We start from the raw sequence: 26,814 nt of genomic DNA on the forward strand, positions 1-26,814 counted from the left end.
ACCTCTCCTTCGGGGAATGGGTCCAGGTCTTCGGCGACGCCAAGATGACCACCGCCATGCTCGATCGCCTCACCCACCACTGCGACATCATCGAGACCGGGAACGACTCCTACCGCTATAAACAGCGCCGCTCTCTCCCCCTCTAAAACTGTTCAAAATTGGACGCTGACACCTGTTCAAATTTCGACGCTGATTGACATCATAACCTCATTCATGGGATGGACCTCCGTCGTGGATAGGTCTCTCGATGCTGGCATCGGACCAACGCCGAGGGAAGAGGATGTTCATCCCATTATTATGCCGACCCTAAAATGGCGCCATATTGGTGGCCGCTGACACTGCGCTGCCGAGAGTTCAATGGCACCATTCTCTATCCGCGGCCAATGGAATCTTCCCTGGTCCAGGCGGCGATACAGGAGCCAGAATCCCAACCCATCCCAGAGCAATAGCTTCAGGCGATCCCCGCCCGGTTGCGAAAGACAAAGGCGTGGCCGCAAAAGGGATTGGCAGCCAGCACCCCTTGCACCTTGGCGGCCAGACCATCAAAGCCCAGACGCATGTCCACAGGGGCCGCTGCCAACCAGATGCGACTGCCCGCACTTAGCCACATGACTCTTTCAGGATCCGAACCAGAGACTGTAACCAACTCGTATCCAACGGCGCCGAGAGCTTCAGTCTACGACCCGACAGCAACTGGATTTCTACCGCAGGCATCCCGGACGACAGGTCTGCCAGACGGACCGGCAAAAATTCCGCGCCTGGTACAAAAGCCTCTCGTGACAGCCTGTGCGCAGACAGGCGCTTGCGCCATTACTACCAGTTGGCCACAGCAATCCCCTGCTGCGCACAGTACGCCTTGACAGAAAGACCACTCGCCGCAAATCCCTCCATCTGCTGCCGCCAAAATTCCACCTTCTCCGTCTGCCTTTCCTTCGTCATCATTACCCCCTCCGCTGAAAACCCAGGGATAGCGTCAGCAAAAATTCCGGCAGTGAAAAGATGGGTTGGCTGCACGCTTACGCCTGACCGACCCTGATTTTAGGTGTAAGGCGTAAGCCTGTTGGGGAGATGCCACGGTCGACGGCTATTACGGAGAATGTAACATTGATAATACTCATGTTACGCACTGCGTAATGTTAGCGTCCATGTAGAAGAATCGCTATTTCTAATTTTTATGTTTATCAGCAGTAAAAACAAATGCGTCCTCTCTAGTATGGCTGGCATATTATTTGCTTTCTGAGGTCGCCGACATTTTCTAAAAAATTTGCGGCAGTCTCTCAACAGCTTATATAAGGAGTTTCAAAAATGGCATCTTCTAATTTGCTTAGTGGTGTTCTGGGTACGGTTACCGGTTTGTTGGGGTCCCTGCTGGGCGGTAGTGCTGGCCTGAGCGTCAGTGATGTGAGCACCCTGATGAATGACTCCGTCACCAGTACCACCACTTTGGACAAGGCAGTTACCGCCGATGCCGCTACTTTGGCATCTGATCTGACCACCGACATTACCAAGGCGGCTCAGGGTACCTTGACGCTCGCCATCAACGGCGCCAATTCGTTGTACGCATCTGGCTTGTCTAACGCTGCTTCTGCGATTGAGGGCGTGGCCAAGGCTGACCCGAGTTTGGCTGCTGGCTATACGCAGTATGTTGCTGGTGCTCTGTCTGCCGGCCTAGGTGGTGGTATTTCGGGTATGCTCAGTGGTGTGGGCACGGGTGTGGGTCAGGCTATGGCCAACATGGCGACCAGCGTCCCGGCCGCCACCTCTTCCATCGTCGCCTCTCTCGGCGCCAATACTCTTACCGCTACGGGTCTGAGCTCGGTGTTGGGCAATGCCACGGTAGTGGGTAGCAGCAGTAGCGGTCTGTTGGGTGGTCTGCTGTAAAGCAAAACTAAAAATGGCCCTGCCAGTTTTTCTGCGGGCCACATAAGGCTGGCTATATCACATGGCTGCCAAGGCGGCGCAGCGGAGAGTTGCGCCGCTTTTTTGACTAGCTACAGGAGTCTTCCCTATGGGTCTTCTTTCGTCTCTACTCTCAGCTCTGGGGTTGGGTGCTTCGTCCAGCTCCAGCGCGCCGCCTTCGGTGCAATCGGTAAGCACCGTTGCTGCGGAAATAAGCAATGCCGTATCGGCGACCATGAATGAGGCTGCCAATCTGACCAGCGCTGGATTGGGCTACGCCGCTGGCGTCACGACCAGCACGGTCGGCAATCTCAGTACTACCCTCACCAGTGGCATTTTGAATGTTGGGAACGATTTTGGTGGGATGGTGAATGGCATCATGCCTTTTGATCCTGCAACGCTAAGCAATACCTTGAGTAGTGATGGACAATATGCTGCAAGTACTTTGGCGAATTTTGCCACCCAGATGCCCATGAATGTGGCTTCTGGCATTGCCCAGGGAGTGCAAAGTTTTCAGACAAATTTTGTCCCCACAGATTTAGGTGGCTATCTGTTTTTTTAAAAAGTAGAGCTGGAGAGTGCCCTCCCCAATTCTGAAGAGAGGGCACCAACACTTTGTCCTGAAGTATTTCTCTGCGGGGTTATTGATCCGATCGATTTTTGTGCTGCGGTAAAAGTGATATCGGCGTGGATCACTAGTTTGTCAGCGCTTCGTGCCAGACGTGGTGGAAATGGCAGGTAAGGAGAAGAATTGCGAACCAAGGCTACCGTCCGTAGCCGCTGTTCTGCGGTCGTGGTACTGCTAAGCACGTCTAACGCCTGGAGCGCTCCATCTTTATTTACAATCACGCGCAACTGCAATTGCCCAGGCAGGGGTTGCCGGATTTCTCGCTGCGCTTTTCGTTCTACAACACTGATCCACTCCGCTACGTAACGGCTGATGAGTTCGGCGCGCTTTCTGGCGCTGATCACTTGCACATTCTCGCTAGAGTTGATTCGTGGCGGTTTGACACTGCTTGGGCTGGATTTGCCCCGAACGGCTGCGGAGGGAGCCAAGGAACGGGCTTTATCTCGTTGAGGGAGGGGCTTGGATGGCTGCTGCGCGGCAACGGTGTTACCTTGCGCAACAATATGAAACACCGTGGGCGCGGCAGCGCTGCGGGTCACCTCTGTCCACCGGGGCAGGGCCCGTAGCATCAGCCCCGTAAAGATGACGGCCAACGTGCTGGAAAACAGCAGCCAGGGACGCAAGCCCTCTAGCCCTTTGTGATTCGACAGCTTCATGCTTGCTGCGTCACTGCTTGGAGCAGTGACGCCGCGAAGCGTTCGGGATTTCGCAAGCTGTATGCAATCCACTGTGCCGTTGCATACTGCTGCTGTGTCTCTTGGTAAGCAAGTTTGGCCGCCAGAGCCGACAACTTCGCCTGTTTTTCCTGCAGAAGATCTTCTCGGCCATGCTCGTACAGATCCTTGGCGAACTGAGCAGCTTTGGCGGCCGCCTCAGCTTGCGTCTGATAGCCTTGTACCCGCAGCTTGCCCATGCGCAGTTCTTCGGTCGCTTGCCGTAATTGGGTTTTGGCCTTGATCATCGCCTGTTGCAATTCTACGCTGGCAATTTCGTGCTTTGCCTCGGCAGTGTGAAGACGCGCCAGATGTCCAGTAAAAGGCGCAAGGGATTGGGTGATCGTTAGACCTATGGTGTAGCTGTTCCGCTGTACGGCGTTGAGCGCATCGCCAAAGTTGGCCGATGAACTCCCCAGCCAGTTATACGAGCCCTGCAAGTCAACCTGCGGTAGAAAGCTTCCGCGGACCACGTTAACCTCATGACCTGCTTGGCGATACGCGTGGCGAGCGGCCTCAACCGCAGGTGCCAGTCGCCAGGCATCACTTAATTCTGCCGGCGTTATTGTTTGCGGTGGCTGGGGAAGAATCTGTCGCTCCGAAAGCTTTTCCAATAAGGAGAAGGCTCGGCTGGAGCCGGCCAGCAACACCAGCTGATTCTCCGCCTCGGTCAGTTTCTTCTGAAGGGACTCCAGTTGGGACAACGCTTGCAACAGTTGCGTTCGTTGCTGCGTGACCGCGAGCAGGCTCGCATTACCACGTTGCCAGCGCTGCTCCACGAGTTTCAACCCCAGGTTGGCATTCTCTGCTGCCTGGCGGCCCACCTGCACCTGATGCCATACCGATACTAGGTTATCGTAGGCAAGCAGGGCGCTGATCAATGCTTGATTGCGGCGTGCCAGCATCTCTGATTGCGCCTGTTCGATGCCCTGGTTGGCAGCCATGATTCGCTCCACGTCACTGCCACCGGCAAAGAGATTGAGACTGGCTACCAAGCTCAGATAGTTGGAATAAATGCTACCCTGGGTCAGGACGATGTTCGAGCCTACCAATGTTGCGCTGGGGACGCCGCTGACGTTTCGGTATAGCTGGCCCTGCTCCTGGAGTTGTAATTTGGGAAAAAAACGACCCACGGCATCGAGATGTTCTGCCTGCGCCTCTCGCAGCTGCTGTTGGGCGATCCGATAAGCATCGTTGTTGTTCGCAACCAATTGCAAGTAGTCGGCCAGAGCGGAGCGGTTGGTAGCGTGAGCAGGGAGAGCCTCCGGTTCCGCCACATGATTCAGGTTTGGCAGGGCTGACGTCGCTGGACTGCGCACCAGATTGGCCTCGTTGCGTGCGTTGGCGGATTGGGAGGCAGGGAAGGAGACCACGGTAGCCGGAGCTGTGGGTGCTGGAACAGAGCGTTGCGGTACGGATTTTATAGGCGCTTGTTGGGGAGTTGGCAGTACGGGAGATGGAACCCGTTCCGGTCGCATGGAGATAGGCACCGGAGGGACAGCAGTAGAAGCATGCCCTGGAACCTGCGCAGTATTCGCGGGTGAACGGAAGGCCTTGGGCTGCGTCAAAAAAGCCTGCTGTAGAGCATCCGCAAGGCCGTTTGCGGAGGCATCCGTTGCTGCATGACTCAGTACGGGAACGCCGAGAGAACCAGTCAGCAACACAACACCGACCCGAGGCAGGACGACGCGCAGCTCGAATTTGGATGGTACCCGACTCATCGGACAGACAGACCCTCCTGCCAGTTGCGGAGAATGGGACCGAGAAAGAATTGCAGGATTCTGCGCTTGCCGGTATGGATATCCACAGTTACCGACATTCCGGGGCGCATGGTTACAGGGGCCCCGGCAATGGTCAGAATGGGATGCGGAACATCGACCCAGATATGATAATACAGTGCACCACCCGCTGCCTTGTCTGCTTTCTGGGCGTCAGGACTGATGCGTGTAACTTTGCCCAGAAGGGCGCCATATTGTTCAAAGGGGTAGGCACTGACTTTGACTCTGGCCTTTTCGCCAACATGTACGAACGCCATCTTGCTGTCGGGCATATCGGCCTCGACGATGAGAGGCGTATCCACCGGCACGATGGAGGCAACGGCCTGGGCGGGCTGCACTACCTGCCCCGGGTTGCGAACCGAGAGATTCTGTACGATGCCCGAAATGGGCGCGCGCAATTCCTGTAGGTCCAGATCCTCCTTCATCTGTGTTCGGTTGGCCTGGAGAGATAAAACCGAGAGCGAATTCTTGCTGAGATTTTGCAGCAGTTGAGCCCGATAATTCTGTCGAATTTCCTGAAGTTTGGTCTCGAGGCGCGCCTGTTCCTGTTGAGCACTCGCCAATTGTCCCTGGGTCTGGGTGTACTGACTCTCAACCGCGAGGAGATGTTGTTGTACATTCTCAAAGTCCTGCCGAGCTATGGCGCCTTCCTGGGAGAGAAGCTCATCGTTCTGCGCCTCTCGATGCAAAATCGCCAGTTGCTGTCCCAGCGTGATCTTTTGCGTTTGCAGCGAACTGATTTGCGCGGAATTGGCCGCCTGCTCCACCTCGACCTGCCGTAATTGCGCACGGTATGCGGCCTCTTCGGCAGCGCGCAAGGCTTGCTGCATCTGCCAATCGAGATTGTTGCTCGCGGCAGAAGCGGAAAGCGGGGCCTTTTCTCCCAATTGCTGCCGCAGCCGCTCCGCAGTCAGCTGCTGAATTTGCAACTGGCCTTCCACGGCCTGCAGTTTAGCGCGAGAGGAGGTTGGGTTGAGACGAACCAAAATTTGGCCTTTTTGTACCATCTCTCCGTCGTGCACCAGAATTTGTTGCACCACCGCCAGAGCCGCAGGCTGAACAACCTTGACCCTGCCATTGGGAACGAACTCTCCTGCTGCAGTGGAGACGATTTCCATTTTGCCGAAATAGGCCCAAAGCAGGGCGATGAGGAGTAGCGAGAGAAGCGTCCACAGTACCCAATGCTGCCATGGTGATGGAGGAGTCTTCTGGATTTCCAGCAGGGGCGGAGAAAATTCCGTAGCCAGCCGCTGCAGTTCCTTTTTTCGACGATCTTCTCGAATTCCCGCCAGGGGGTTGGCGTTTTTCGTGCTCATCACGACACGTCCATACTCTTTTCATCGGCAGCGAGGCTGGCGTAGATGCCACCCTGTGCCATCAGCTCGTCATGGGTTCCTTGTTCCACGAGCTTGCCGTTGTCGAGCACCAGGATGACGTCAGCGCTGCGAATGGAAGCCAGGCGATGGGCCGCCATGAACACCGTACGGCCTTCACAGATCTTGCGCAGGTTACGCCAGATGATACGCTCGGATTCATAATCCAGGGCACTGGTCGCCTCATCGAAAATCAGGATACGGGGATCGGCTAGCAATGCGCGTGCAATGGCAATGCGTTGTTTTTGTCCTCCCGACAGGTTCTCTCCGCGTTCACCTACCGGGGTGTCATAGGCATCGGCAAAATGACTGATGAATTCATGGGCGCCAGCTAGGGTAGAGGCGGCAATGATCCGCTCCATGGACGCTTCTGGATATACCATCGCAATGTTCTCGCGGATGCTGCCTGAGAACAGAAAATTGTCCTGCAACACCACGCCAATCTGTCGCCGCAGCCAGCCGGGTTCCACCTGCCGGAGGTCCATGCCGTCGATCAGCACCGTGCCTGCATCGGGCAGATACAGACGCTGTAAAAGCTTTGCCAAGGTGCTCTTGCCCGATCCGCTGCGTCCGACGATGCCGACGAAAGAGCCTGCGGGGATATCCAGGCTGATCCCCTTGATGACCTCCTCGGTATCGGCGGTGTAGCGGAAGCGCACGTCCTGTAGGGTTACCCTTCCGGTAATCGCTGCTGGGGAGGCCTTGCCGATATCGACGACGGGTTCGGCTGGCGTATTCATGAGATCGCCCATCCGATTCACAGAGACACCGACCTGTTGAAAGTGTTGCCAAAGCTGCGCCAAACGCAAAATTGGCCCGGTGACCTGTCCGGAGATCATCTGAAAGGCAATCAGTTCGCCCACATTGAGTTCGCCACCCAAAACCAGCTTGACTCCGAACCACATGATGGCGAGGGTCCCCAAGCGCTGCACCATTTGGGTCAGTGACCCGGTGATACCTGCCAGTCGATCGACCCGGTAGGAAGCTACTACGTAGCGGGACAGGCTTTCTTCCCAACGTTGATAGATGCGCGACTCCAAAGCCAGGGCTTTGACTGTCTGAATACCCGTGATGGTTTCCACCAGAAAAGACTGGTTTTCCGCGTTGCGGTCAAAGCGCTCCTGTAATAGCCGCCGCAAAATTGGAAATATCAGCAGCGAAATTCCGACCATGAAGGGAATGGAGGCGAGTACCACCAAGGTCAGTTGCCAGCTGTACAGTAGCAGTACGATGATGAAGATACCGACAAACCAGATATCGATGAACGCCATTAGCGTGGGGCCCGTCAGGAATTGCCGGATAACTTCCAATTCCCGAACCCGCGCGATGGTAGAGCCTACCGTGCGCGTCTCGAAGTAGCGCATCGGTATTCGTAACACATGGGAGAACAAACGTGCACCCAAGGTTACATCGATGCGGTTGGTGGTATGGGTCATCATCAACGTCTTCAGAATGTTTAATGTCGTCTCAAAGGCAATGATAATCAACATACCCACAGCCAGAATGTCCAGGGTGGGCAGACTGTGGTAGACGAGCACCCGGTCGATTACTAGCTGCACAAACAGAGGCATTGCCAGGCCAAACATCTGCACCACGAAAGCTGCCAGTAAAACTTCTACGACAGGCTGCTTGTAACGAAGAATGATGGGGATGAACCAGCGTAGGCCAAAGCGCTGGTTTTCATCGCGCCAAGAAAATCTGGGTTTGAGAAAGAGCACGCGCCCGGTCCAGACCTTTTCCAGGGTGGACTGATCCAGGATGAGTTGACCTCGTAGTGGATCGACAGCTACCAGTCGATCCCGCTCAAATCGAGCGAAAACGATGTAATTGCCATCCCGCAGCTCGGCAATGATGGGGAAATGCACCTGTGCCAAGTCGCGCCAGTTCAAATTGGCTGCTTTGGCGACCAAGTGTACCTCTCGAGCCGCCAGGATCAGTTTGCCTGGCGGCAACAGTGCCTGGGTCATTCCGAGCGCGCGCGCCAATTGTTCGGCGTTGCAGGGACGCCGGTAGTAGTTGGCTACCAGAGCCAGGCACTGCAGACCCGTAGACACAGGTGGCGAGTTGCCTTGGCCAGTGGTCTGCGGAACCTGCTCCGAGGACATCTGCGTCATGGATGCGCAGTCGCCTGGATGTGTATGCGCGACTTCTCGGGCTTGGCGGGTATTGGTGCCGGACGGGGCGGGGCGACCTCTTCTGGCGGATTGCTATCGAGACTGGGGCCGGATTGCGATTCGTACTGCAGGGCTTGAATGGCATGCGTCGTACGTTGCAACTCAGACTCCAGCGCCTGACGCCGTGCATCCAGTGCGCTGGCTTCCTCTTGCAATTGCTGTTGGGCAGCCGCGCCGGCCTGTACAATCCGCTGCTGCGCGGTGATCTGCGAAGCGAGCTCGGCTTGTTGCTGCTTTTGCGCCTCCAGAGCCCTCTGTGCCACGGCAATACGCGCATCCAGCTGGATTTTGGCGAGATCCGGGGCCGCCAGACGAATGGTCTGCGTCGCCAGTTTGGTATAGAGGATTTCCGCTTTTTTCGGGTCGGATGTCTGCCCTATCCACCAAAAACTCTGATGCTTCAGCAGCACGTCGGTGTACTCCAGAGTTGCCGGATTGAAGAACATGGCCGCGGCGAAAGGACCATTATAGATGGTACGCAGCTCTACCACCTTTTTTTGCTTGATTAATTCCATGACATGCTGCGTCAGTGGTGGCAGTGCCGTGGGCGCGTTGTTGGGGATAGCGACATCGGGAGTGGATGGATTGCTCGCCGCATAGGCGAAACCGGTTAGCGAGATCGCCAGTATCGTGCCTGCCGCGAGCGCGCGGTAGGGAAATGCAAAAGGGAGTTTTTCACTGATTCGATTCATGTTTCGTGCTCCTGGCATACATCAAAATGACAACGGTGGTGAGGCAGAGAGTTACTCCGACAAGTTATATTTCTTCATTTTGAGCCATAACGTCTTGCGACTCCATCCCAGCATCTCTGCAGCTTCGCTCCGCCGCCAGTGCGCTTTCTCCAGGGCGTCGACGATTTGCTCGCGCTCCTCTCGACGCGCCGAGTAGTCCAGAAGACCCATGTCGGTCCCCTCTTCCTCTTCTGATTCTGTATCGGGGTCCCGAATATCGAGTAGGCAGCGGCACTCTGATTCTTCCAAGCGACGATGACCCAGATAATACGCTGCCATGCGTGCAGCCTTATTGGCGAGTTCGCGCACGTTTCCGGGGAAACTGGTGCGGGTAACCCACCCTTGTAACCAAAGAGGTAACTCTGGGGCATCCACATGTAGATGCGCCCCATATTTTTCAATGGCTTGTGCAAAAGCATGGCGGAAGAGAAGCAATTTCTCTGCCGGACCCCGCTCCTCGAGATTAGGTACGTAGAGTTCGATGACACCGATGCGGTGATAGAAGTCCAAGCGGAAACTACCCTCATCGATCATTTGCAATAACGGTCGGTTGGTGGCGGCAATGAGTCGGAAGTGAATTTGTATGGCTTCGTTGGAACCTACGGGGTGGATTACCCCGTCCTCCAGGGCGCGTAAAAGCTTTACCTGCTGAAAGCGGGGCAGGTCGCCGATCTCGTCCAGATACAGTGTGCCGCCATGAGCCTCCTGAAAAAAACCTCGGTGGTCACGGATGGCACCGGTGAACGAGCCCTTACGATGCCCAAAGAACAGGGATTCGAAGAGCGTATCCGGGATTGCCGCACAGTTGACCGGAATAAATGGTCCCTTGCCAAAAGAAGGATGGGCCTGCGCCACCATGCGGGCGATATGTTCCTTTCCTGTACCACTGGCTCCGCGAATCAATACGCTCATGCTCAATCGGCCATACAGTTGCGCATTGGCAACCAATTGCTGCATAACCGGGGCACTATAGATGAACTCTGAGCCATCGGGTCCCTCCAAGGAGGAGACCCGCGCCGCTTGACTTGCGCTTTGCAGTGCTTGTTCAGTTTCGTCTAAGTCTGTAAGACGAAGGATCTGCCGTAAAGCGGTATGCAGAGACGAGCAATTGAAATAGGCTGGCAGGACTACGCTGTCCGAGGCCGAGCGGCGACTGTAGAGATTTTGATTTCCGCTACCGATCCAGATGATCGGTATTCCGGCTATGCGCGACCAAGCCAAGTGTTGCTGATCATACTCACGCAGCGCCGTCGTGCTGATGAAGGCCATGTCAAATCCCCCCAGCGGGTTGCCGTCAGAAGGATGCAGTACCTCTTCATCGTAGCCAGCCAGCTCGGTGGGTAATGGGAACTGTCCCAGGCAATGCTCCAGACGCTTACCAAATTCGTGCTGTGCTTGCCATACGAGGATACGAACCGTCATCTCAACCTTATCTCAATAAACCAATTGTGCGGTACCGCAACCTACGGAGGTGTATTGTACTTGGGCGGTGCCCAGAGAAATTCCAAGAATTTGCAAAACCGGCTGCAACGTGTTGATGATGGGGCTGAGAATGTTCCCCAGATTGATGGAGATACCTAATAGATTCAAATCGAGTGTAATCGACTGATCACCAGAACTGATGGTCTGTTGCTGTTTGGGATAGCCCGTGAAGGAGACGGTCTGATAGTTCCCTGGAGGAACGGCCGTAAACGAGGGAGTTGAGCCGGCCAAGATATTGACCTGTCCAGCGAGAATGCTCGTACCAGCACCCACCGTTACTGAAGGATTATCGGGAGGCAAGGCACAGTTCACCTGCTCCAGCCTGGCTTCGGCAGGGCTGGCCTGCAACTGCACGTTTACCGCGCCACCCAACACATTTAGATTCAGCGCCACCTGGGCGGTTTTGGCCACGGTCCGCCATTGGCCTTGGGCATTTTTCCCAGGTAGGCCGTAGGCCAGTTGGGGTGGCGAAATGACATATAGCTTTAGGCTCGCTAGGCCCAAAATGTTCACTCCCGGTACATCGACAAAATGCTGCTGGTTGGACAGCATGGCCGAAGCGGTAATCAGGCCCAGCAGGTTGACCTGGGCATCGGCGGCCGATTGCGCGCTGCTCAGGCCCAGATTGATGATTTTGCCAAGCTGGATGGTACTGGGGCTGTAGGGTATTGCAGTGGCCAAGGCCTGTAAGGCGCCATAGGCATTGCCATGCAGCAGACCACCATCGGTGGCATTGCCGAGCACATTCAGCGTGCCCTGATAGAGCTCGCCCAAGTTCAGATTGCTGGAGAGCAGGCTATTGACGTTGCCAACATTGAGCTGCTCCGCCAGTTGCCCCAAAGAGATGGAGGTATTGGCCAGACCCTGGTAGCCGGCCACGGACAAATTCAGCGTCGTTCCCAGCAAGCCCCCGAGAATGCCATTGAGCAGGCCGGATTGCTGGGTGTTGAGGTTCAGCAGGGTGCTGGCAATGCCAATGCCGGCGGTGTTGGGTGACCAGGCAATGGCAGTGGCGCGCAGAGTGGCCGGTGGCAGGAAAATCATGTAGGGAACCTGCCGGGTAACCACGATCTGCACGGCATTGACCGGATCGTCGGGCGGCGGGGTGGCGGTGAAGTGCGTGGGGCCGGGCAAGTGGTCGGGATTCCAGTACCCCTTGGTGGCCGTCAGCGTACTGTCGTTGGGCAGACCATTCTGCTGCGCATTTTGCAGCGCAATCGTCTGCACGCCGCTGCCGATTCCCTCTGCCGCGGCGATGGCCGACATGTCGGCAATTTTCTGCAGTTCCCGCTTCACCAGCACCATATGGGCAATATCGATGCTGCCAAAGACCATGAGGAGCATCACTGGCAGCACCAAAGCGAACATGATGACCAGGCTGCCATCTTCTCTCATGTGTTCTGGATCTTTGCCCGCCAAGCGCATGACTTGCCCTCCTCAGTTCCCATAGTTACCAGCGCTGCTCGGCAGTTGCTGGGCCATGGAACCGATGCCTCCGGCTGCCGGCATTGCGGAGCTCTGCTGCGGACCGCCAAAGGTCCGCAACCACGCCTTGTAGCTGGCTACCGCCTCCGGGCCGCCAATGGGCTGCATGGCACCCGCCGCTACCCCGTCCGCCTGAAAGGCAAGAAGACGCTGCACTGCGTTCTGACGTGCCGCGGGTGGAGGGACCGGCGCGACGACGGCTATGCTGGGCGCATGGCTATTGGTAGGGGCGGGCGCGGCAGCTACGACTGGTGCCGCTGGTGCCGGGGCGACGGCAGATGCCGTTGTCGAAGAGGCGGGATTTTCGCCCTGTAGTGCCGGGCTCCAAGCAGAAATCGGTGGCTGTAGCAGGGAGGCCTGGGCCAGCAAGGGCATGGCCGCCAGTCCCAGGAGCGAAGCGCCCAGCGCCAAGCAGGAAATCGTGGAGTGTGCTGTGGTCATGGAATCGACTCCTTACCAGAAAAAACTTGCGAGAGGGGAGGCTGGGGCAATTGCATCGTGCCTTCAGCAGAATTGGCGTGGGTAGGGCTTGAGGTATGTTCCGCGGAACTGCCGCCCAATTCCGCGGCCAGTCGGCGAATTCGCTGCTGCGCATCCCAGGGAAGGTGATGGGCATCCATCAGCTCCTGTGCTCGCAGGCTCTCCCCGCGTATGAGTAGGTACACGGCGATATTGCTCCATGCTCGGTCGTTGTCTGGTGCCAGCTCTGCTGCACGGTAGAGCGCCTCACGTGCGGCATCCCATTCCCGGTTCTGCAGGCAGGCATAGCCCAGGTCGTTGAGGATGGCCGCATTGGTCGGAGCCAATCGCGCAGCACGCCGAAAATGGCGCAAGGCCGAGGCCGTTTGCCCCGCTTTGGCATCCAGCAGGCCCAGACCCTGTTCACCAAAGGCGGCAAGCCCTGTTCCCGCCAGTGCCGCGTAGTCTTGCCGGGCGGCATCGGTACGTCCGGTAGCCGCCAGAGCTCGCGCCCGCAATAGGGAAAATTCGGCGGATTCTCCGTGTTGCTGCCGGTAGGCATCTAGATAGGAAAGTGCCGCATACCATTTCTGCTGCTGCTCCATGGAGGCAATGAGCTGCAGACTCAGTTGTGCAAGGTGATTGGGATTGGCCTTTGGCGCTGGCGGCAAACTCGCGGGAGCATGCGGGGAGGTGCTGCAAGCCGAGAGGCTGGCGGCAAGGAGCAACGCCAGGGAGCTTCGCACCCCGCGAGGCAGGTGCGCGAGGCAGGGCGACGGAATGAATCGTGCGAGCAGTCTCATAAGTGATGCAAGGCCTTCACCAGAACCGTAAATGCGGGGCCGGCGGTGATGATGATCAGACCCGGCAGCATGGTTGTTACCAAGACCACGATCATCTTGGCATTCATTTTTCCCGCCCGTTCCCTAGCGCTCATCTGCCGCTTGACCTGCAGACGCTCCGAAAACTCTCGCAAGGGCTCGGCGACGTCACCACCATACCGGTCGATTTGTCGGAGCAGGTTGGTGAGTTCGCGAAAATCCGGATCTTTGAGAATCTCAGCGAGCTTCTGCATGGCTTCTACCCTGGGCCGACCAATGGCAACCTGCCGCGAAACCTCGCGCATTTCCGCCGAGATCAGTGGCAGGCCTGAATCGCTGGCGGCCGTTACGGAAATCAAACTCTGTTCCAGGCTTAACCCCACGCCTTGCAGTAGAGCCAGGAGGTCCACGAAGAACGGCAGTTCCTCTGCAATTCCCTCTATACGGCTCTTGGCACGCATTTCCAGCAAAAACTTGGGCGCGAGAACCCCCAGCACGAATCCCATAAATGGCCAGAGCAGATAAGCCCATCCCGCCGGATGATGCACGGCAAACAGCACGTAGAGCTCTACCAGCATGCCCAGGGCCAGACCGGCCATCAGACGAATCAGCAGGAACAGCGGCAGGGCATAGGGTTGCCGAAAACCCGCCTGCAGTAACTGCTGGCGGTCCTCCAGGGTACCCATGTTGCGCAGCTTTTGTCCCCAGCGCGCCAGCTCTGCCAGGCGCTTGTCCCAGGACGAATCCTCCATCCCACCAGACTCCTTGGGCTGGGAACGTTCCAGTTGCTGCTGGGTACGCCGAAACTGCCAGCGGCCATAGGCGAAGTACCACAAGCCGAGGCCCAGCGCCAAGGCGCCAAAAAACACGGCAAAAGCCCAAAGCAGCGCTGGTATCGATACGGCGCTCATATCTTCGACATCCTCTGAATCAGGAAGACTCCGAACAGGATCAGTGCTCCTCCCAGAATCAGCAGGGCGCGGCCCAAACCGGTCTCCCACATGGTCAGGATCGGTTTGGAATTCATCACGGTGATATACACCCCCAGACCCGGGATCAGAATGCTCATGATGAGCGCGCTGAAGCGGGTTTCGGCCGAAAGCGCGCGAAGTTCCGCCTGCACACTCACTCGCCCGCGCAACCAGTCTGCCAGACGTTCCAGAATGATATCCGTCCTGCCACCGTAGCGCAGATTGAGGCGTAGCACCGTGGCCAGAATCGCCAGCTCCGGCAGGTGGTAGCGTTTGGCCATCAGCAGCATGGCGCGATCGATGGGCATACCTGCCTGCTCGCGGCGCAGAATCTGCCGAAATACCTCCCGGATCGGTCCCTCGGCGTCGCGGGTTGCACTTTGCAGGGCAGATGTCAGGCTGGAACTAACCCGAGTGATACGAACCACCGCATCCAGAAAGCCCGGTAGAGCGAGAAGCGTTTTAGCGGCGCGTTTCTGAATGGCCAAGCGGAGCCGCAGCGCCATTACCACAGGATGGAGCGCAACGAAGTAGACGATCCCGACAACGGGCTGCAGAAAGACGGCAAGCACAGAGCTGATCACGATATCCAACAGCAGACTGCGCAGCAGAAACGCCCGCGGCGTAAATCCGGCCCGTTCCACCCAGCCCGAAAATTGCAGCCACCAGTTCTCCGCGATTCCCTCGCCAGGGGCATTCAGGAGTTTATCCCGATCTGCCACTTCGCTCTGCTCGTCGCTTTTGCCAGGGATTTCGCTGCGCAGGCGTTCCCGTAGCGCATCGGGTAACTCTGGTCGTTGACGCTGCGTCAGCCCAACGATCACCGCGATGAGGATCAGAAAAAATGCCAGAGCGTACAGGAGCAGGATGGTCATGGTCATCACCAAGTAAACTCGTCGCTGGCGGCTGCTGGCCGATAACGACTCAGCTTTGGGCTGCGGGGCGCAACCCCGGTGGCTACCCAACGTTCTTGTACCTCCCCATCCCGGGTGTCCTGCAGATCCAGACGAAAATGGTCCTGCATGGCGATCATGGCGTCGCCCAGGCCAGTGACCTCGCTGATGGAGAGAACCCGCCGGCTACCATTGGGCAGGCGGCCGATTTGCACAATGAGATCCACTGCCGAAGCGATCTGCCGGCGCATGGTCATCTCGTTACCGCGGAATCCGCCAAAACTCAGCAGGATTTCCAAGCGTTGCAGCGCCTCGCGAGCGGAGTTGGCATGGATGGTTCCCAGCGAGCCGTCGTGGCCGGTGGTCATGGCCTGTAGCATTTCCAGGGCTTCGCCGCCCCGCACCTCACCCACGACGATGCGATCGGGGCGCATACGCAGGGTGTTGCGGAGCAGGTCGCGGACATCAACAGCCCCGGCTCCATCGTGCCCACCGGGACGGCTTTCCAGGCGCACCACATGGCGACTTTGTAATTGCAGTTCCGCCGTGTCCTCGATGGTGATCACCCGTTCTGCGGGGGGGATGAAGCCGGCCAGGATGTTCAGAAAGGTCGTTTTACCGCTGCTGGTACCACCCGAGACCAGAATATTGCAGCGCTGTTCTACGGCCAGGCGCAAAAAATCCAGCATGGGCTGGGTCAATGTCCCTTTTTCCGTGAGGTCGGAGGCCTGCAAGGGATTGGCTGGGAAGCGCCGGATGGAGAGGGTGGGCCCGTTCAGTGACAAGGGTGGAATGATTACATTGATACGACCGATATCCGCAAGACGAGCATCTACCGTGGGTGTGGATTCATCCACCCGGCGACCGCTGAGAGCCAGGAGGCGGCCAATGATCCGCATCAGGTGCGCATCGTCCTGAAATGCCAGATTGGAGAGCTCCAGACGGCCCGAACGGCCCACGTAGATTTCCCGCGGCCCATTGACCAGGATGTCCTCCACCTCGCCATCGCGCAGAAGCGACTCTAGCGGGCCGTAGCCGGTCAGCTCGTCGGTCAGGTCGTCGGTCAGCGCTTCGAGTTCCCGCTGGCTCAGGGCGTAGGGGCGCTCCCGGAGTACCCGTTCCAGTTCCACCGCCACAAAATGCCGCACCGCGCTACGGCGCAGATCTGCAAAGTCGGCGCCCACTTCCTCGACCCGGTCGATGAGCCGCGCGTGCAATTCTCCCTTGATCTGCAGCAGAGACGGGGTGGCACCGCCCTGACGTTGCGGGGAGTCTCCCAATCCAAAGGGATGTTCGTCTGCGGTTACCATGGCCAACGCTTCCTAAGTGGCTTGGGTAAAAAACGCCGAGGTTTGCTTGCCCCGTTTCCGTTGACCGGCACCTCCGGCCATACGGTCGCGGCCAGCCGTCCTGCCAGCGCCTCGAAGTGGGTGGTGTAGCTGTCTCGCGCAGCGACTTCGACTACGGGTAGACCGCGATTCACGGCCTGAATCAGCGTGCGCCGGCGTTCCGGTAGAAATCCGTCGCCGAGTAGTGGTACATCCAGTTCCCGACTGATCTGCGCTGGGCTGATTGCCAGTTCGTCGTCGTATTGAGAAACCAGCAGGCGCAGCGTTTGCGCATTGGCGGATCGGGAAGATCCCAGAATACGCTGGGCTGCGAGCAATCCCCGCACTGACTGATCGGTCAGGAGTAACAGGCTGTCGGCATGGTGTAGCAAATAGCGTCCCATTTCCGAATGAAAGTCGTTGCCCATATCAGCAATGACAATATCAAACAGGGTGAGTAGGATGTTGAGCAACTGCAGGCCATCCTGTACCCGTAGGCCGCGCAGATCCGAGGCCTCCCGAAACAACGGCAGAATTGCCACCTGATTGGCCGTGTAAGCAAGTCCATTGCGCAAATAACTCTGGTCGCAGCGGGCTAGGTTGCCCACGGCTTCGGCAAAGGTCAGTGCCGACTGGAGCCCACAATACACCAGTGCGTCTCCAGTGGGTGTCCCAAAATCCAGCACCAATATCTGCTTTTCCGGAAACCATTTCTGGTAAACCGTGGCCAGATTCACGGCCATCGTGGTGCAACCCGTCCCCACCCCGCCGGCGATGCTGATCAGCTTCTGTTGACGTTGACTGCGCAACCACTGTTCCCGCTGCAGAGCCTTGTGCATGGCCCGCTGCAGATCGGTAGGGCTGCCGTTGGTGTCGATGAAATCACTGACCTTGGCCCGAACCGCGGCCAAGAGCGAGTCGCGATCTTCGGTCCGTCCCAGGGCAAGGAGCTGCAGGTTCGGGAATACCTCCAGTAACGCCCCCAAGCGCTCGGCTACCGACTGCTGTCCAGGAAACTCCACCAGCAAAAGACTGGCCTTGGTTTGGGTCAGCAGCTTGGGAAGGTTGTCCGTAGGGCTGACCGGTAATAACGTCACCAGATCCCGGGTGGCTTCTTGCAACCAAGGGATGAGGTCCGGGCCCACCAGGGCCAGCGCCAAGGGGAGGCGATCCCCTGGCGGCGAAGCGTCCGTCATGGAGCCTTTGCCGCCCTTAGGGTTCGTATCCAGGGCCTGCACCGTCGTTCTCGCTACCGGGGAGGAAAAGTTCTTTCACCGTATTGTGCGAACTCGCCGCAAAGTCCGCCCCGGGCAAGGGTGGCAGCTTCGCGTTGGCAGCCATGGGGCGCACCAGGCGGGGAGTGACAATGATGGCGAGTTCCATATTGGAACTGCTGTACTGTATCGAGCGGAAGAAGGCGCCGATGATGGGCAAGTCCCCCAGCAGCGGAACCTTGTTGATGTCCTGCTGCATCTGCCGATCCACCAGCCCCCCAATGACCAGACTCTCGCCATTGCCCAGGGTGACCGTGGTATTTGCCTGCCGCACGGTCAGGGCCGGGACACTGTAGCCGTTGATGGTGACGGCATTGGTGTAATCCAGGGCACTGACCGAGGGTGCGATGTGCAGGGCGATCTGTCCCTTGCTGAGAATATAGGGTGTTACGTCCAGGGCCACGCCGTAATTTTTGTACTGGATGGTGACGGTTGCGGCCCCTCCAATTCCAGACGCCTGCGGAACCGGGATGGGAATTTGGCCACCGGCCAGGAAACTGGCCTTGTGGCCGTTCATCGCCACCAGGGTCGGCTCTGCCAAAATGCGCAGGACGTTGTTGGCCTGTAGCAGATTGAGGTAACCGAGCACGTTACCGGAGCTGCTGCCGCCCAAGACCGAAAAGGCCTGCCCGATGAGAGAGGCATTTCCGGCCGAACTCGCGGCCTGGAACAACGGGTTGGCCGCGCTGCTGGTCACCGTGGAGGGGGCAAAGGTACCCAGGGTGAAATTGCTGGTTTTGGCGAAAAAATTGATACCGATGTTCTGCAGCTCGCTCTTGCTGAACTCCACCACCTTGACACCGATCTGCACTTCATTGTCCACCGGAATGGTCGTCTGGTTGAGGATCGTTGCGTCCTTGCCTGCCACGGCTTGCGCAGCCTGCAGGGCATCTTCTTCCTGCATCTGGCTGGCCACGGCGCCCGAGAGGGTGACGACGTTGCCCTGCGCCTGCGCCTTGGGCATGCCGGGCGCCGGGGCCGCCAGTGGCGCCTTGGGCACCGGGGCATTGACCATCACCTGCCAGACCTCTGGGTAGTGATGACCAGGCAGCCAGGCCAGCAGACTGGTTTCTCCCGGCTCTTGGCCGGTGAGCAGGTACTCCCGTCCACCGGTGCCGGAGATCAGATTCAGGCTGGCCACCTTGGGGTCGCCAATGGCGACGCGGATCGGGGCGCTAGGCAGTTGCCAGACGCGCTCACTTCCTTTGTTCAGAGAAAGAGCGTGGGGTTGAGCGCCGTCTGTCGTATCGGCCAGGCTGCTACCGGCCCAGCCAAAGGCGGCGAGCAGGGCCAGGGTGCGCAGAAGATTCCGTCCCCAATGGCGGTGTTGCGGTCTGTTCAGCATCAGATTCTCCAAATCGACTCAGTAGGGGATACGGGACATCTTCCCGCCGGCAATGACCTGTACCGTGGGCGCGGGCGCACGTACGAAGCGGTGCTGTACCGCTGCCGACGGCTCGCCCTGGCCAGCCAGCCCCGGCAGGGTTTCGCCTGCGTAGGCGCGATTGGCCGGTTGGGCCAAGGCCTGTTGCTGCTGATCATAGGGCAATTTGCTGGGCGAGAGCGCCGGGGGCGGCGTGGGGAAGGCCGACGTATCGGGCGCAGTGGGGTTTTGCGGATTTTGCAGGGCGAGCAGCAGGCGACCCTGCTCGCTGGCCAAAGCCAGGACATTGGCTGAAGCCAGTGGCACCTGCAGCACCAGCGTCTGTGGGGCGTTTTGGGTGGCGCCGGCAGAGTTCTGCGCCTCGCCCTTCTTCTCGCTGACGGGTTGGGCATGACTGACGGTCACCGGCCCCACCGCCAGCACCCGCAGATGCGGCAAAAGCAGGCGGGATTGCGTCGGCCAGCCGCCAGGACCGCCGCTCTGCTGGTTGCCGGGCAGGATGCCGAATACATCCACCCAGTCCCCGGGATGCAGGTGGTAGCCCACCGCCAGCACCGGATTGGCCTGGATAGCCATGGCCACGTGGCCCGGACGAATCTGCGTAGCCAGGCCGCTGATGAGGTTCTGCTGCAACACCGGCACCTGCGGGGCGATGTTGACCGCTGGGGTCTTGCCGATCAGCTGCGCCGCCTGGGAAAAGGCGCCGCTGGGCTGGCTGGGGTAGGGCAGGACCTCCAGGTCGTCGGCGCTGATGACCTTACCCGCGGGCAGTAGAGTTTTGGCCACCACCACCGGAACGCTGGGATGTTGCTGCGCCGAAATAGCGGCGGGATGACGCAACGGAACCTGCGGATACTGGCTCAGCACATAAGCCGCTACCGCCAGGATGGTAGCCACTCCTACCAGCAGGGCTATGATCAGTTTCGCCCGGTTTCCCATTGTACAGTCTCCTTTGGTGCGTTTTTCGTTTTCTGCTTTGGTGTTTTGCCTGCCTGCCCTCAGGCGCTATTGGATAGCAGGGTGTTGGGGTCTGCCTGAATACTGGCGCTGGCCGTCAACGTCTGGGGAATGCCTACCGGTCCGATGATGGGAAAATGCAACAGCGGTGGCACCAATGGATAGGAGGCATAGGGATAACTGGCCGTCACCGTAAAGCAGACCAGGCTCGCATTGTAGCTGCAGGGTGCGCCGCTGGCGGTAACGCTCACGTGGTTGAGCCAGGCCAGGTACTGCTGGGCGACGTATTGCGCGTTGCTCGCGCGCGCCGCCTCGGCCTCACCCAAAGAGCCTGCCGCCCGATATTGCAGGGCGGCGCGGGCACCATTTTCGGCCGCCATGCTCAGGGCACTCTTCAGGGTAAACAAAAACCCAAACTGAAAAATGGCCCAGAGCAGGGCAATGAAAAAGATCAGCACAAAAGGAAAATCGATGACCGACGAACCACGTTCCGGGGAATGGGATTCCATCACCAACGGATCTCCAAGAAGTGGGGAACGAGCAGGAGCAAGACGCTGGCGCTGCCATAGCCAAAGCCCAAGGCCACCTTGCTGGGTTTGCGCCGGGTGCGGACCCAGCGAACCAGTGCCGGAATCAGGGCCAGTATGGTACCCAGCAGATACACCCGCGCCACGAAAGAGGCCCCGGCGAGGACGCCGATGGCCATGAGGAATTTGACGTCTCCGGCCCCGATCAGCCGAAAGACATAGGCGGGCAGGAGCAACAGAAAACCGAGCAGGAGCCCCAGCAGGGTGGCCTGCATGCCCCCTCCGAGAAAGCCCTGCCCGGCAAAGACCAGCCAGAAAAGGCCAAAAGCCATCCCGCCCCAGGTCCCGGCATTGGAGAGGCGCTGCCAGCGTAGATCCTGAACCGCAAGGAGCGCGGCCCAGAGAGCAAAGGCGAGAGATGGCCATGGCACAGAACAATGTTGGCTCAGATCAAATGCTTCAGCCGGCAACTGTTGAGATATCGGAAGCAATTGTTGAGAATGCTTTTGAGATGACTGGACCTAAAACGCCCTTTGGGCCGAGTGCCGCAAAGATAATGACTGCCATAGCTGCCGCAATCAGCGAGTACTCGATGACGCCGGCCCCTTCTTCCTCCCGCACGAAGCGGGCAATTTCCTGCTTGATGTTCATGTCGTTTCTCCCAGAGGTTAGCCGTCCTGGATGACGGCTGTTACGAAATTAGTACGACGTGTTACATAAGTCAATGCCTACACATATCGCAAAAAGAAAAAAGAATTTGATACCAGTCAGTATCTTATGGTTTTAGAATATGATCATTATAAGAAATAATCAAAAATGATAAATAGTATAGAGAACCATAATGTAACAAAAAGTACGGTGCGAAATGCAAGCAATCTGCGGTTTCCTGGCGCTAATGTGGAGAAAAGTTTGGTTAGGTAACATCATGGGAAGTTTTTATATACAGTAGTCGTGCGCTATGAACCCCTATTTAACGTCTCTTGCAGGACGATGGCATAATGATTGCTGATATCCAGCCCCTTATCAGGAGTGAATCACCATGACGATGCAGGGTCCGGAGCTATCCGGTAACGGGGTTTTCTGGGGACGGCAGGGGCTGCGTGCGCTGTGTACGGCCCTGCTCCACTACGGAGTGGCGCCACAATCGCAGCGGCGGCGCTGGCTCTTGCGGGTGCAGCGGGAACGCCGCCGCCTGCAGGATCTCCAAGCCGCTGGCGTGGTGGCCCTGAGCAATGACGTGCTGCAGGCGCTCTGGCCCGAAGTCCTCGACGATCTGCTTGCCACGGGCTGGCAATGCCAGCAGGCGGAGCGTCTGCGCGTGCATCCTTGGTCTTTGTTTCGTCTGCTGAGTGACTGGCTTCCGGAATGGGGTGTGGCGCAGGAAATCGTCGGAGAGGCGCTGCTGCTCCCCCCAGAGCCCCATATGGGTGAAGAAGAACGTTTCCTGCGCGATCTGCTCGACCGCGAACCGGAGCATCAGCAGGCCTTCATCAATCTGGGGGTGCGCCTGATGGAGCGGGGCGAAGAGTTTGCCTCTGAGCGCATCTTTCAGCATTTGCTGGCTCTGAATCCGGATTCTGCCGATGGCCTGCTCAATTATGGCGTTCTGCTTACCAATCAGAAGCGCTACGAGGAAACCTTGCAACTGCTGGATCGCGCCTTGGCGCTCAAACCCGATTATGTGCAGGCGTATTGTAACCAGGGTTTTGTGCTGTCGGAACTAGAGCGCTACGAGGAGGCAGAGCAGGCACTGCGCCGTGCCCTCGAACTCGACCCGGACAATCACATCGCGCTGCTCAATTTGACCGTTCCCTTGCACAAGCGGGAGGCCCATGCTGAGAGCGAGCAGGTGTTGCGCAAGATTCTGGCCCGCGACCCCAGCCACCGTGGGGCGGCCATGAATCTGGTGGTCTGCCTCTACGCGCAGGGCCGGCATGCCGACGCCGAGGCTCGGTTGCGGCAGGTGATCGCCGAGCATCCCGACTGTGCGGAGGCCAAAAGCAAGCTGGGGATCTTTTGCTGTCACCGCAACGATTTCGCCGAAGCCGCACACTGGTTGCGTCTGGCCTACGAAGACTCCGGACACGAGGCTTCGCCAGGCTTCGATCTGGCCACCTTCACCCTCTTGCAAGGAGATTTCGTAGAAGGCTTCCGGCTCTACGAGCACCGTTTTGACGTGAAGGAAAACCACAATCCCAAACGTTTTCCCGGTCGCGAGCGCTGGGCCGGAGAAGATCTGGCGGGACGCCGTATTCTCGTCCATGCCGAACAAGGTCTGGGAGACAACCTGCAATGTGTGCGCTTTGTGAGCGAGCTGCGCCGGCGTGGGGGTCGCGTATTGCTGGAAACCCGTGAGCCGCTGCTGCGCCTGTTCCAGCGGTTGCCCGACGTGGAGCAGGTATTTCTCGAAAATACCGAGATTCCCGAATTCGACTGCTTTGCACCGATCATGAGTTTGCCGCATCTCTGTGGCACGACGATCGATACCCTGCCGCCCACACCCTATCTGTCCACCGATCCGCAATGGCTGGCGCAATGGGAGTCGCTGCTCCCGGCGCGGCCGGGACTGCGGGTGGGGCTGGTCTGGTCTGGCAATCCTCTCAATCGCATCAACAAGGAACGCTCCCTTCCCCTATCAGCGTTTGCACCTTTGGCTGCTCTGCCGGGCGTGCAGCTGGTCTCCCTGCAAAAGGGCGAGGCCGCAGAAGCGGAGTTGGCCGGAGTGGATTTCCCTATTCTTCCCCTGGGACCACAGATTGGTGACTATGCCGATACCGCGGCCATCCTGCAGCAACTCGATCTGGTGATCTCGGTAGATACCTCTGTGGCTCACCTGGCTGGTGCATTGCAGGTTCCGCTGTGGGTGTTGGTAGCTGCCAACCCAGACTGGCGCTGGCTGGCGCACCGCGACGACAGTCCGTGGTATGCCAGCGCCCGGCTTTTCCGTCAGGAAAGGTCCGGTGACTGGTCTTCAGCGATCGCGCGCCTGGTACAGGCCCTTTCGGCGTTTTCCATGGAATGAACTTTGCTTGGGAATCGCTGGGGCGGGGCGAATTGCCCCCTCCTGTTGATGAGACTACCCATTTTGGATGAAGGAGAAGGTAAATGACATCGAGTTTATTGGGTCGTGTGGCCGGGACAACGACGGGTTCGGCGGGCTTGCTGGGTACTGTGGGTGGCTTGTTGGGTAACGTTTTGAATGTTGCTGTGGGCCCGCAGAACAATGCCCCTACGCCGTTATTGACGGGCTTGAGCGAGACCTTGCTCTATGGTCAGGGCGGTCTGTTGGGGGCCATCCTGGACGGTGCTGTGGTGGGCTCCGATGGGTTGGGCCTGGGTACTCTGCTGGGTACGGGTAGCGGCGCGGGATTATTGGGCGGTGGTTTGCTGGATGGTCTGGTGGGTGGTTCTTCGGGCTTGCTGGGTGGCTTGTTCGGTTCCACCAATGCCCAGACGCAGGTGAATCCGACGACGGGTGATAGCTCTGGTGCGGTGACGCTGGCGAGCCCCACCGGCCTGTTGGGCGGCTTGCTGGGCGGGCTGCTCGGCTCTCTGTAAAGGTTGTCGGCCCGTGCGCCAGCGCGGGCCAAAAAAAACCCATCCTAGGATGGGCACAAGTCTCTCAACAACTTACAACAACCCGCCCTCCAAGAAGGGCGGGGAACTACAACCTCAGAGGCTACCGAGCAATCCGCCCAGCAAGCCGGTACCACCGCTGACGGTGCCAGTGACCGCGCCCAGAATCGGGCTCAACGCATTCACTGTGCCGGACAGCAATGCGGGAACGTCGGTGCTAACAGCAGCCAAGGCGGTGCCGGCGTTGTCCACTACATTGTTCAGAAGTCCGGGTACCAGAATGCTGGCGTCGGCGGTAACGGTGTTTAGTGCGGCGCCAGCATTGCTGGTTACGTTATTAAGTAGGCTTTCGACCCCGGAAACGGTGCCACCAAGGGTGGTATCTACGGAGCCCAACAAGCCCTCTACGCCCGACAGGAGCCCGCTCACATCGGAACCCACGCCGGAAAGCAGACCACCACTACTGGACGTGCTACCCAAAACGCCGCCCAACAAACCACTCAACAAACCACCGATGTTCAGCAAGCTCATGTAACCCTCCAAAGCATGAAAGTCGAAATCGTGCGAAACAGTATTTCGTCCGCAGGGTGACGTAAGCAATGCTCGTGCCATGAAGGAAGGTAACATGGTATGCACCCATGGAAACTTTCCTATCTATATGACTTATAGAATAAAATGCAGGTCGTGATGGGAATCCGTGTCACCATGTTACCGCAGGCTGTCGCTGAAAATAGTAACGCGAAACGTAACACTATGTTCTCCCTGTGTGAAACAACGTGTACCGGCGACGTTGATCCGAGGTCTGGATACCGCTTGTAAATGCAGCCATCTGCCGATCTGCTGGCTTCGCCCGTATTTTGCTTGTTGATGTTCTTTGGTAAAGCTTGGTGTTTTCTGGAGAGTATGAAGTGGACAGGTTGCAGAGTGGAGTCACAGGGTTTGGGAAGAAAAACGAATGTCGAAAGATGTTGGCGTCGTTGGATACAGATCTGGAAATCCTAGGGGTACAGCTTCGCGAGTACCGCAACGGCGGTGAGGGCGCCCATTTTGAGGAATGGCTCTGTCGAATCCGGCGTGCCCAAGCTCGGTGCAAACGCCTTTCGCAACTCCTGGGCCAAATCGACGAGCTCGATGATGTAATCCTAGGGCAATGTAACAAAGAATGGTGAATTGTAACATTGTTGGTAATGTGCTGTAGCTTCGATGACGTTGCGCCGGGTGGGCTGGCCATTGTTTTTACTTTGAGATGCAAGGAGTTGCTGATTTGGCGGGATCTAATTTTCCGTCTCTCCAATTTGGCATGATGTTTGCTAAAGTTCTGGCGGAAAACTGAATATTTGAATTATTTCTGCCACTTGCGTCTTTTGAGGACTTCTATCATGCAAACAGGTTCTTCCCCGAAGCTTATCATCTTGGCCGTTACCGGTGCTCTATCGGCATGGGGTCTCACCCCGGCAGTGGCGGATACGGTTTCTGGCGGCACGGGGCTGGTGGCAGTTCTAACGCAGACTCTGGGTTTGGGTTCCTCTTACACCCAGGTGGGTAATTCCAATAACTTGGCATCGGGCCCTGGTTCCAAGGCTGGTACCAGCGACACAGCTGTGGGTACCAATGCTACGTCGACCGGAAACAACTCGGTGGCGGTTGGCTACAACAGCAGCGACGGCGGTCAAAACAATGTTTTCTCGGTTGGTTCTGCCAGCAGTCCGCGGAAGGTCATCAATGTGGCGCCGGGGTCGCTGAGTGCCAATAGTACCGATGCCGTCAATGGCAGCCAGCTGTATGCTACCAACCAGCAGGTCAATTCCAATACCTCCAGCATCAGCGGGCTGCAAACGCAGGTCGGTCAAAATACGTCCAACATCAGTAATATTCAGACGCAAATCAGCAATATCAGCAATATCAATCTTTCCGGTTTAAGCTCCCTGCAGCAGCAGCAGCTGACGGATGTGAGCAACATCAGCAATCTGAGTAATCAGCAGGCGATCAACACCAAGAATATCGCGAGCAACACCAGCAATATCAGCAATCTGAGCAATCAGGTGGGCACCAATACCACTAACATCAGCAACCTGCAGACGCAGCAGGCAACGGATGTGAGCAATATCAGTAATCTGAGTAATCAGGTGGGCACCAACACGACAAATATCAGCAGCTTGCAGACCGACGTGAGCAACTTGTCCAGCTTGGGCTCGTTGTCGACGATCAGTAACATCCAGAAACAGCAGCAGACAGATATCTCCAATATTGCGAGCAACACCAGTAACATCAGTAACCTAAGCAACCAGCAGGCGACGAACACCACGAATATCGCGAGCAACACCAGCAACATCAGCAACCTGAGCAATCAACAGGCGACCA

25 protein-coding genes and 2 pseudogenes are annotated in these 26,814 nt (G+C 57.8%); 6 read left to right on the forward strand and 21 right to left on the reverse strand.

Annotation, left to right across the window (positions count from 1 at the left end):
- Positions 1 to 146: ATP-binding protein (locus AC2VNM_RS04935; RefSeq protein ID WP_486912982.1), on the forward strand; the 146-nt coding region annotated here is incomplete at its 5' end.
- A gap of 138 nt (positions 147 to 284) precedes the next feature.
- Here AC2VNM_RS04935 and tnpB read toward each other — a convergent pair.
- Both tnpB and tnpA read right to left on the reverse strand, forming a co-directional pair.
- Positions 285 to 610, reverse strand: a pseudogene (gene tnpB, locus AC2VNM_RS04940) (IS66 family insertion sequence element accessory protein TnpB).
- 203 nt (positions 611 to 813) lie between these two features.
- Positions 814 to 942: an IS66 family insertion sequence element accessory protein TnpA gene (gene tnpA / locus AC2VNM_RS04945; protein WP_483190210.1), complete on the reverse strand. Its 129-nt coding sequence runs from the start codon at positions 940 to 942 to the stop codon at positions 814 to 816.
- Between the two features lie 363 nt (positions 943 to 1,305).
- On the opposite strand from tnpA, the gene AC2VNM_RS04950 reads away from it, so the two are divergent.
- Together AC2VNM_RS04950 and AC2VNM_RS04955 are read left to right on the forward strand one after the other, a co-directional pair.
- Positions 1,306 to 1,881, forward strand: a complete 576-nt coding sequence (locus tag AC2VNM_RS04950; RefSeq protein WP_483190209.1) for a hypothetical protein — start codon at positions 1,306 to 1,308, stop codon at positions 1,879 to 1,881.
- 127 nt (positions 1,882 to 2,008) lie between these two features.
- Positions 2,009 to 2,461, forward strand: coding sequence for a hypothetical protein (locus tag AC2VNM_RS04955; protein ID WP_483190208.1), 453 nt, complete (start codon positions 2,009 to 2,011; stop codon positions 2,459 to 2,461).
- Here the strand turns inward: AC2VNM_RS04955 and AC2VNM_RS04960 are convergent.
- Genes AC2VNM_RS04960 through AC2VNM_RS05045 form a run of 18 tightly spaced genes read right to left on the reverse strand, consistent with a single transcriptional unit; the run spans position 2,458 to position 21,528 of the window.
- Complete coding sequence (locus AC2VNM_RS04960) at positions 2,458 to 3,183, reverse strand: hypothetical protein (RefSeq protein WP_483190207.1); 726 nt, start codon at positions 3,181 to 3,183, stop codon at positions 2,458 to 2,460. The two genes, AC2VNM_RS04955 and AC2VNM_RS04960, sit on opposite strands and share 4 nt — an antisense overlap.
- Positions 3,180 to 4,961, reverse strand: a complete 1,782-nt coding sequence (locus AC2VNM_RS04965) for a TolC family protein (protein ID WP_483190206.1) — start codon at positions 4,959 to 4,961, stop codon at positions 3,180 to 3,182. Before AC2VNM_RS04965 ends, AC2VNM_RS04960 begins: the two co-directional genes overlap by 4 nt.
- On the reverse strand, positions 4,958 to 6,334 hold the full coding sequence (locus AC2VNM_RS04970) for an HlyD family type I secretion periplasmic adaptor subunit (RefSeq protein ID WP_483190205.1): 1,377 nt from the start codon (positions 6,332 to 6,334) through the stop codon (positions 4,958 to 4,960). The genes AC2VNM_RS04965 and AC2VNM_RS04970 overlap by 4 nt, the downstream gene beginning before the upstream one ends.
- Positions 6,334 to 8,505 (reverse strand): peptidase domain-containing ABC transporter, encoded by a 2,172-nt coding sequence (locus tag AC2VNM_RS04975; protein ID WP_483190204.1) that lies wholly within the window; start codon positions 8,503 to 8,505, stop codon positions 6,334 to 6,336. The genes AC2VNM_RS04970 and AC2VNM_RS04975 overlap by 1 nt, the downstream gene beginning before the upstream one ends.
- The gene (locus AC2VNM_RS04980) at positions 8,502 to 9,257 is read right to left on the reverse strand and encodes a DUF2968 domain-containing protein (protein WP_486912969.1); all 756 of its coding nucleotides are present in this window, start codon (positions 9,255 to 9,257) and stop codon (positions 8,502 to 8,504) included. The genes AC2VNM_RS04975 and AC2VNM_RS04980 overlap by 4 nt, the downstream gene beginning before the upstream one ends.
- A gap of 51 nt (positions 9,258 to 9,308) precedes the next feature.
- Positions 9,309 to 10,718 (reverse strand): sigma 54-interacting transcriptional regulator, encoded by a 1,410-nt coding sequence (locus AC2VNM_RS04985; protein WP_486912970.1) that lies wholly within the window; start codon positions 10,716 to 10,718, stop codon positions 9,309 to 9,311.
- Between the two features lie 12 nt (positions 10,719 to 10,730).
- Entirely contained in the window at positions 10,731 to 12,203 is a 1,473-nt protein-coding gene (locus AC2VNM_RS04990; protein WP_486912971.1) for a TadG family pilus assembly protein, read from the reverse strand.
- Positions 12,204 to 12,215: 12 nt separating this feature from the next.
- Positions 12,216 to 12,704: a hypothetical protein gene (locus AC2VNM_RS04995; protein ID WP_483190311.1), complete on the reverse strand. Its 489-nt coding sequence runs from the start codon at positions 12,702 to 12,704 to the stop codon at positions 12,216 to 12,218.
- Positions 12,701 to 13,525, reverse strand: a complete 825-nt coding sequence (locus AC2VNM_RS05000; protein ID WP_483190312.1) for a tetratricopeptide repeat protein — start codon at positions 13,523 to 13,525, stop codon at positions 12,701 to 12,703. The genes AC2VNM_RS04995 and AC2VNM_RS05000 overlap by 4 nt, the downstream gene beginning before the upstream one ends.
- A complete protein-coding gene (locus tag AC2VNM_RS05005; RefSeq protein ID WP_483190313.1) occupies positions 13,522 to 14,454 on the reverse strand; it encodes a type II secretion system F family protein in 933 nt (310 codons plus the stop codon). The genes AC2VNM_RS05000 and AC2VNM_RS05005 overlap by 4 nt, the downstream gene beginning before the upstream one ends.
- Positions 14,451 to 15,389: a type II secretion system F family protein gene (locus tag AC2VNM_RS05010; RefSeq protein ID WP_486912972.1), complete on the reverse strand. Its 939-nt coding sequence runs from the start codon at positions 15,387 to 15,389 to the stop codon at positions 14,451 to 14,453. Before AC2VNM_RS05010 ends, AC2VNM_RS05005 begins: the two co-directional genes overlap by 4 nt.
- A gap of 5 nt (positions 15,390 to 15,394) precedes the next feature.
- Entirely contained in the window at positions 15,395 to 16,717 is a 1,323-nt protein-coding gene (locus AC2VNM_RS05015; RefSeq protein WP_483190315.1) for a TadA family conjugal transfer-associated ATPase, read from the reverse strand.
- Positions 16,711 to 17,931: a CpaE/TadZ family protein gene (locus tag AC2VNM_RS05020; protein ID WP_483190316.1), complete on the reverse strand. Its 1,221-nt coding sequence runs from the start codon at positions 17,929 to 17,931 to the stop codon at positions 16,711 to 16,713. The genes AC2VNM_RS05015 and AC2VNM_RS05020 overlap by 7 nt, the downstream gene beginning before the upstream one ends.
- 16 nt (positions 17,932 to 17,947) lie before the next feature.
- Positions 17,948 to 19,354, reverse strand: a complete 1,407-nt coding sequence (locus AC2VNM_RS05025; RefSeq protein ID WP_486912973.1) for a type II and III secretion system protein family protein — start codon at positions 19,352 to 19,354, stop codon at positions 17,948 to 17,950.
- Between the two features lie 18 nt (positions 19,355 to 19,372).
- The gene (gene cpaB / locus AC2VNM_RS05030) at positions 19,373 to 20,332 is read right to left on the reverse strand and encodes a Flp pilus assembly protein CpaB (protein ID WP_486912974.1); all 960 of its coding nucleotides are present in this window, start codon (positions 20,330 to 20,332) and stop codon (positions 19,373 to 19,375) included.
- 59 nt (positions 20,333 to 20,391) lie between these two features.
- On the reverse strand, positions 20,392 to 20,859 hold the full coding sequence (locus AC2VNM_RS05035; protein WP_486912975.1) for a TadE family protein: 468 nt from the start codon (positions 20,857 to 20,859) through the stop codon (positions 20,392 to 20,394).
- On the reverse strand, positions 20,859 to 21,308 hold the full coding sequence (locus AC2VNM_RS05040) for a prepilin peptidase (protein ID WP_486912976.1): 450 nt from the start codon (positions 21,306 to 21,308) through the stop codon (positions 20,859 to 20,861). The genes AC2VNM_RS05035 and AC2VNM_RS05040 overlap by 1 nt, the downstream gene beginning before the upstream one ends.
- 28 nt (positions 21,309 to 21,336) lie before the next feature.
- Positions 21,337 to 21,528, reverse strand: a complete 192-nt coding sequence (locus AC2VNM_RS05045; protein ID WP_486912977.1) for a Flp family type IVb pilin — start codon at positions 21,526 to 21,528, stop codon at positions 21,337 to 21,339.
- A gap of 388 nt (positions 21,529 to 21,916) precedes the next feature.
- Between AC2VNM_RS05045 and AC2VNM_RS05050 the strand changes: the two genes are divergently transcribed.
- Positions 21,917 to 23,899 (forward strand): tetratricopeptide repeat protein, encoded by a 1,983-nt coding sequence (locus AC2VNM_RS05050; protein ID WP_486912978.1) that lies wholly within the window; start codon positions 21,917 to 21,919, stop codon positions 23,897 to 23,899.
- Positions 23,900 to 23,982: 83 nt separating this feature from the next.
- On the forward strand, positions 23,983 to 24,435 hold the full coding sequence (locus AC2VNM_RS05055; RefSeq protein WP_486912980.1) for a hypothetical protein: 453 nt from the start codon (positions 23,983 to 23,985) through the stop codon (positions 24,433 to 24,435).
- Positions 24,436 to 24,549: 114 nt separating this feature from the next.
- On the opposite strand, the gene AC2VNM_RS05060 is transcribed toward AC2VNM_RS05055, so the two are convergent.
- Positions 24,550 to 24,984, reverse strand: a complete 435-nt coding sequence (locus AC2VNM_RS05060) for a hypothetical protein (RefSeq protein ID WP_486912981.1) — start codon at positions 24,982 to 24,984, stop codon at positions 24,550 to 24,552.
- 848 nt (positions 24,985 to 25,832) lie between these two features.
- On the opposite strand from AC2VNM_RS05060, the pseudogene AC2VNM_RS05065 reads away from it, so the two are divergent.
- A pseudogene (locus tag AC2VNM_RS05065) lies at positions 25,833 to 26,814 on the forward strand (YadA family autotransporter adhesin); the annotation flags it as partial.

This window comes from Acidithiobacillus sp. TH-A67 (genome assembly GCF_057473545.1).

Coding starts and splice junctions, on each gene's coding strand:
- AC2VNM_RS05050 (WP_486912978.1), top strand. CDS start 21,917: ATGACGATGCAGGGTCCGGAGCTATCCGGTAACGGGGTTTTCTGGGGA.
- AC2VNM_RS05020 (WP_483190316.1), bottom strand. CDS start 17,931: ATGACGGACGCTTCGCCGCCAGGGGATCGCCTCCCCTTGGCGCTGGCC.
- AC2VNM_RS04995 (WP_483190311.1), bottom strand. CDS start 12,704: ATGACCACAGCACACTCCACGATTTCCTGCTTGGCGCTGGGCGCTTCG.
- AC2VNM_RS04965 (WP_483190206.1), bottom strand. CDS start 4,961: ATGAGTCGGGTACCATCCAAATTCGAGCTGCGCGTCGTCCTGCCTCGG.
- AC2VNM_RS04960 (WP_483190207.1), bottom strand. CDS start 3,183: ATGAAGCTGTCGAATCACAAAGGGCTAGAGGGCTTGCGTCCCTGGCTG.
- AC2VNM_RS04990 (WP_486912971.1), bottom strand. CDS start 12,203: ATGCGCTTGGCGGGCAAAGATCCAGAACACATGAGAGAAGATGGCAGC.
- AC2VNM_RS05060 (WP_486912981.1), bottom strand. CDS start 24,984: ATGAGCTTGCTGAACATCGGTGGTTTGTTGAGTGGTTTGTTGGGCGGC.
- AC2VNM_RS05035 (WP_486912975.1), bottom strand. CDS start 20,859: ATGGAATCCCATTCCCCGGAACGTGGTTCGTCGGTCATCGATTTTCCT.
- tnpA (WP_483190210.1), bottom strand. CDS start 942: ATGATGACGAAGGAAAGGCAGACGGAGAAGGTGGAATTTTGGCGGCAG.
- AC2VNM_RS04970 (WP_483190205.1), bottom strand. CDS start 6,334: ATGAGCACGAAAAACGCCAACCCCCTGGCGGGAATTCGAGAAGATCGT.
- AC2VNM_RS05055 (WP_486912980.1), top strand. CDS start 23,983: ATGACATCGAGTTTATTGGGTCGTGTGGCCGGGACAACGACGGGTTCG.
- AC2VNM_RS04955 (WP_483190208.1), top strand. CDS start 2,009: ATGGGTCTTCTTTCGTCTCTACTCTCAGCTCTGGGGTTGGGTGCTTCG.
- AC2VNM_RS04980 (WP_486912969.1), bottom strand. CDS start 9,257: ATGAATCGAATCAGTGAAAAACTCCCTTTTGCATTTCCCTACCGCGCG.
- AC2VNM_RS05015 (WP_483190315.1), bottom strand. CDS start 16,717: ATGGTAACCGCAGACGAACATCCCTTTGGATTGGGAGACTCCCCGCAA.
- AC2VNM_RS05005 (WP_483190313.1), bottom strand. CDS start 14,454: ATGAGCGCCGTATCGATACCAGCGCTGCTTTGGGCTTTTGCCGTGTTT.
- AC2VNM_RS04985 (WP_486912970.1), bottom strand. CDS start 10,718: ATGACGGTTCGTATCCTCGTATGGCAAGCACAGCACGAATTTGGTAAG.
- AC2VNM_RS04975 (WP_483190204.1), bottom strand. CDS start 8,505: ATGACGCAGATGTCCTCGGAGCAGGTTCCGCAGACCACTGGCCAAGGC.
- AC2VNM_RS05010 (WP_486912972.1), bottom strand. CDS start 15,389: ATGACCATCCTGCTCCTGTACGCTCTGGCATTTTTTCTGATCCTCATC.
- AC2VNM_RS05000 (WP_483190312.1), bottom strand. CDS start 13,525: ATGAGACTGCTCGCACGATTCATTCCGTCGCCCTGCCTCGCGCACCTG.
- AC2VNM_RS05025 (WP_486912973.1), bottom strand. CDS start 19,354: ATGCTGAACAGACCGCAACACCGCCATTGGGGACGGAATCTTCTGCGC.
- cpaB (WP_486912974.1), bottom strand. CDS start 20,332: ATGGGAAACCGGGCGAAACTGATCATAGCCCTGCTGGTAGGAGTGGCT.
- AC2VNM_RS05045 (WP_486912977.1), bottom strand. CDS start 21,528: ATGAACATCAAGCAGGAAATTGCCCGCTTCGTGCGGGAGGAAGAAGGG.
- AC2VNM_RS04950 (WP_483190209.1), top strand. CDS start 1,306: ATGGCATCTTCTAATTTGCTTAGTGGTGTTCTGGGTACGGTTACCGGT.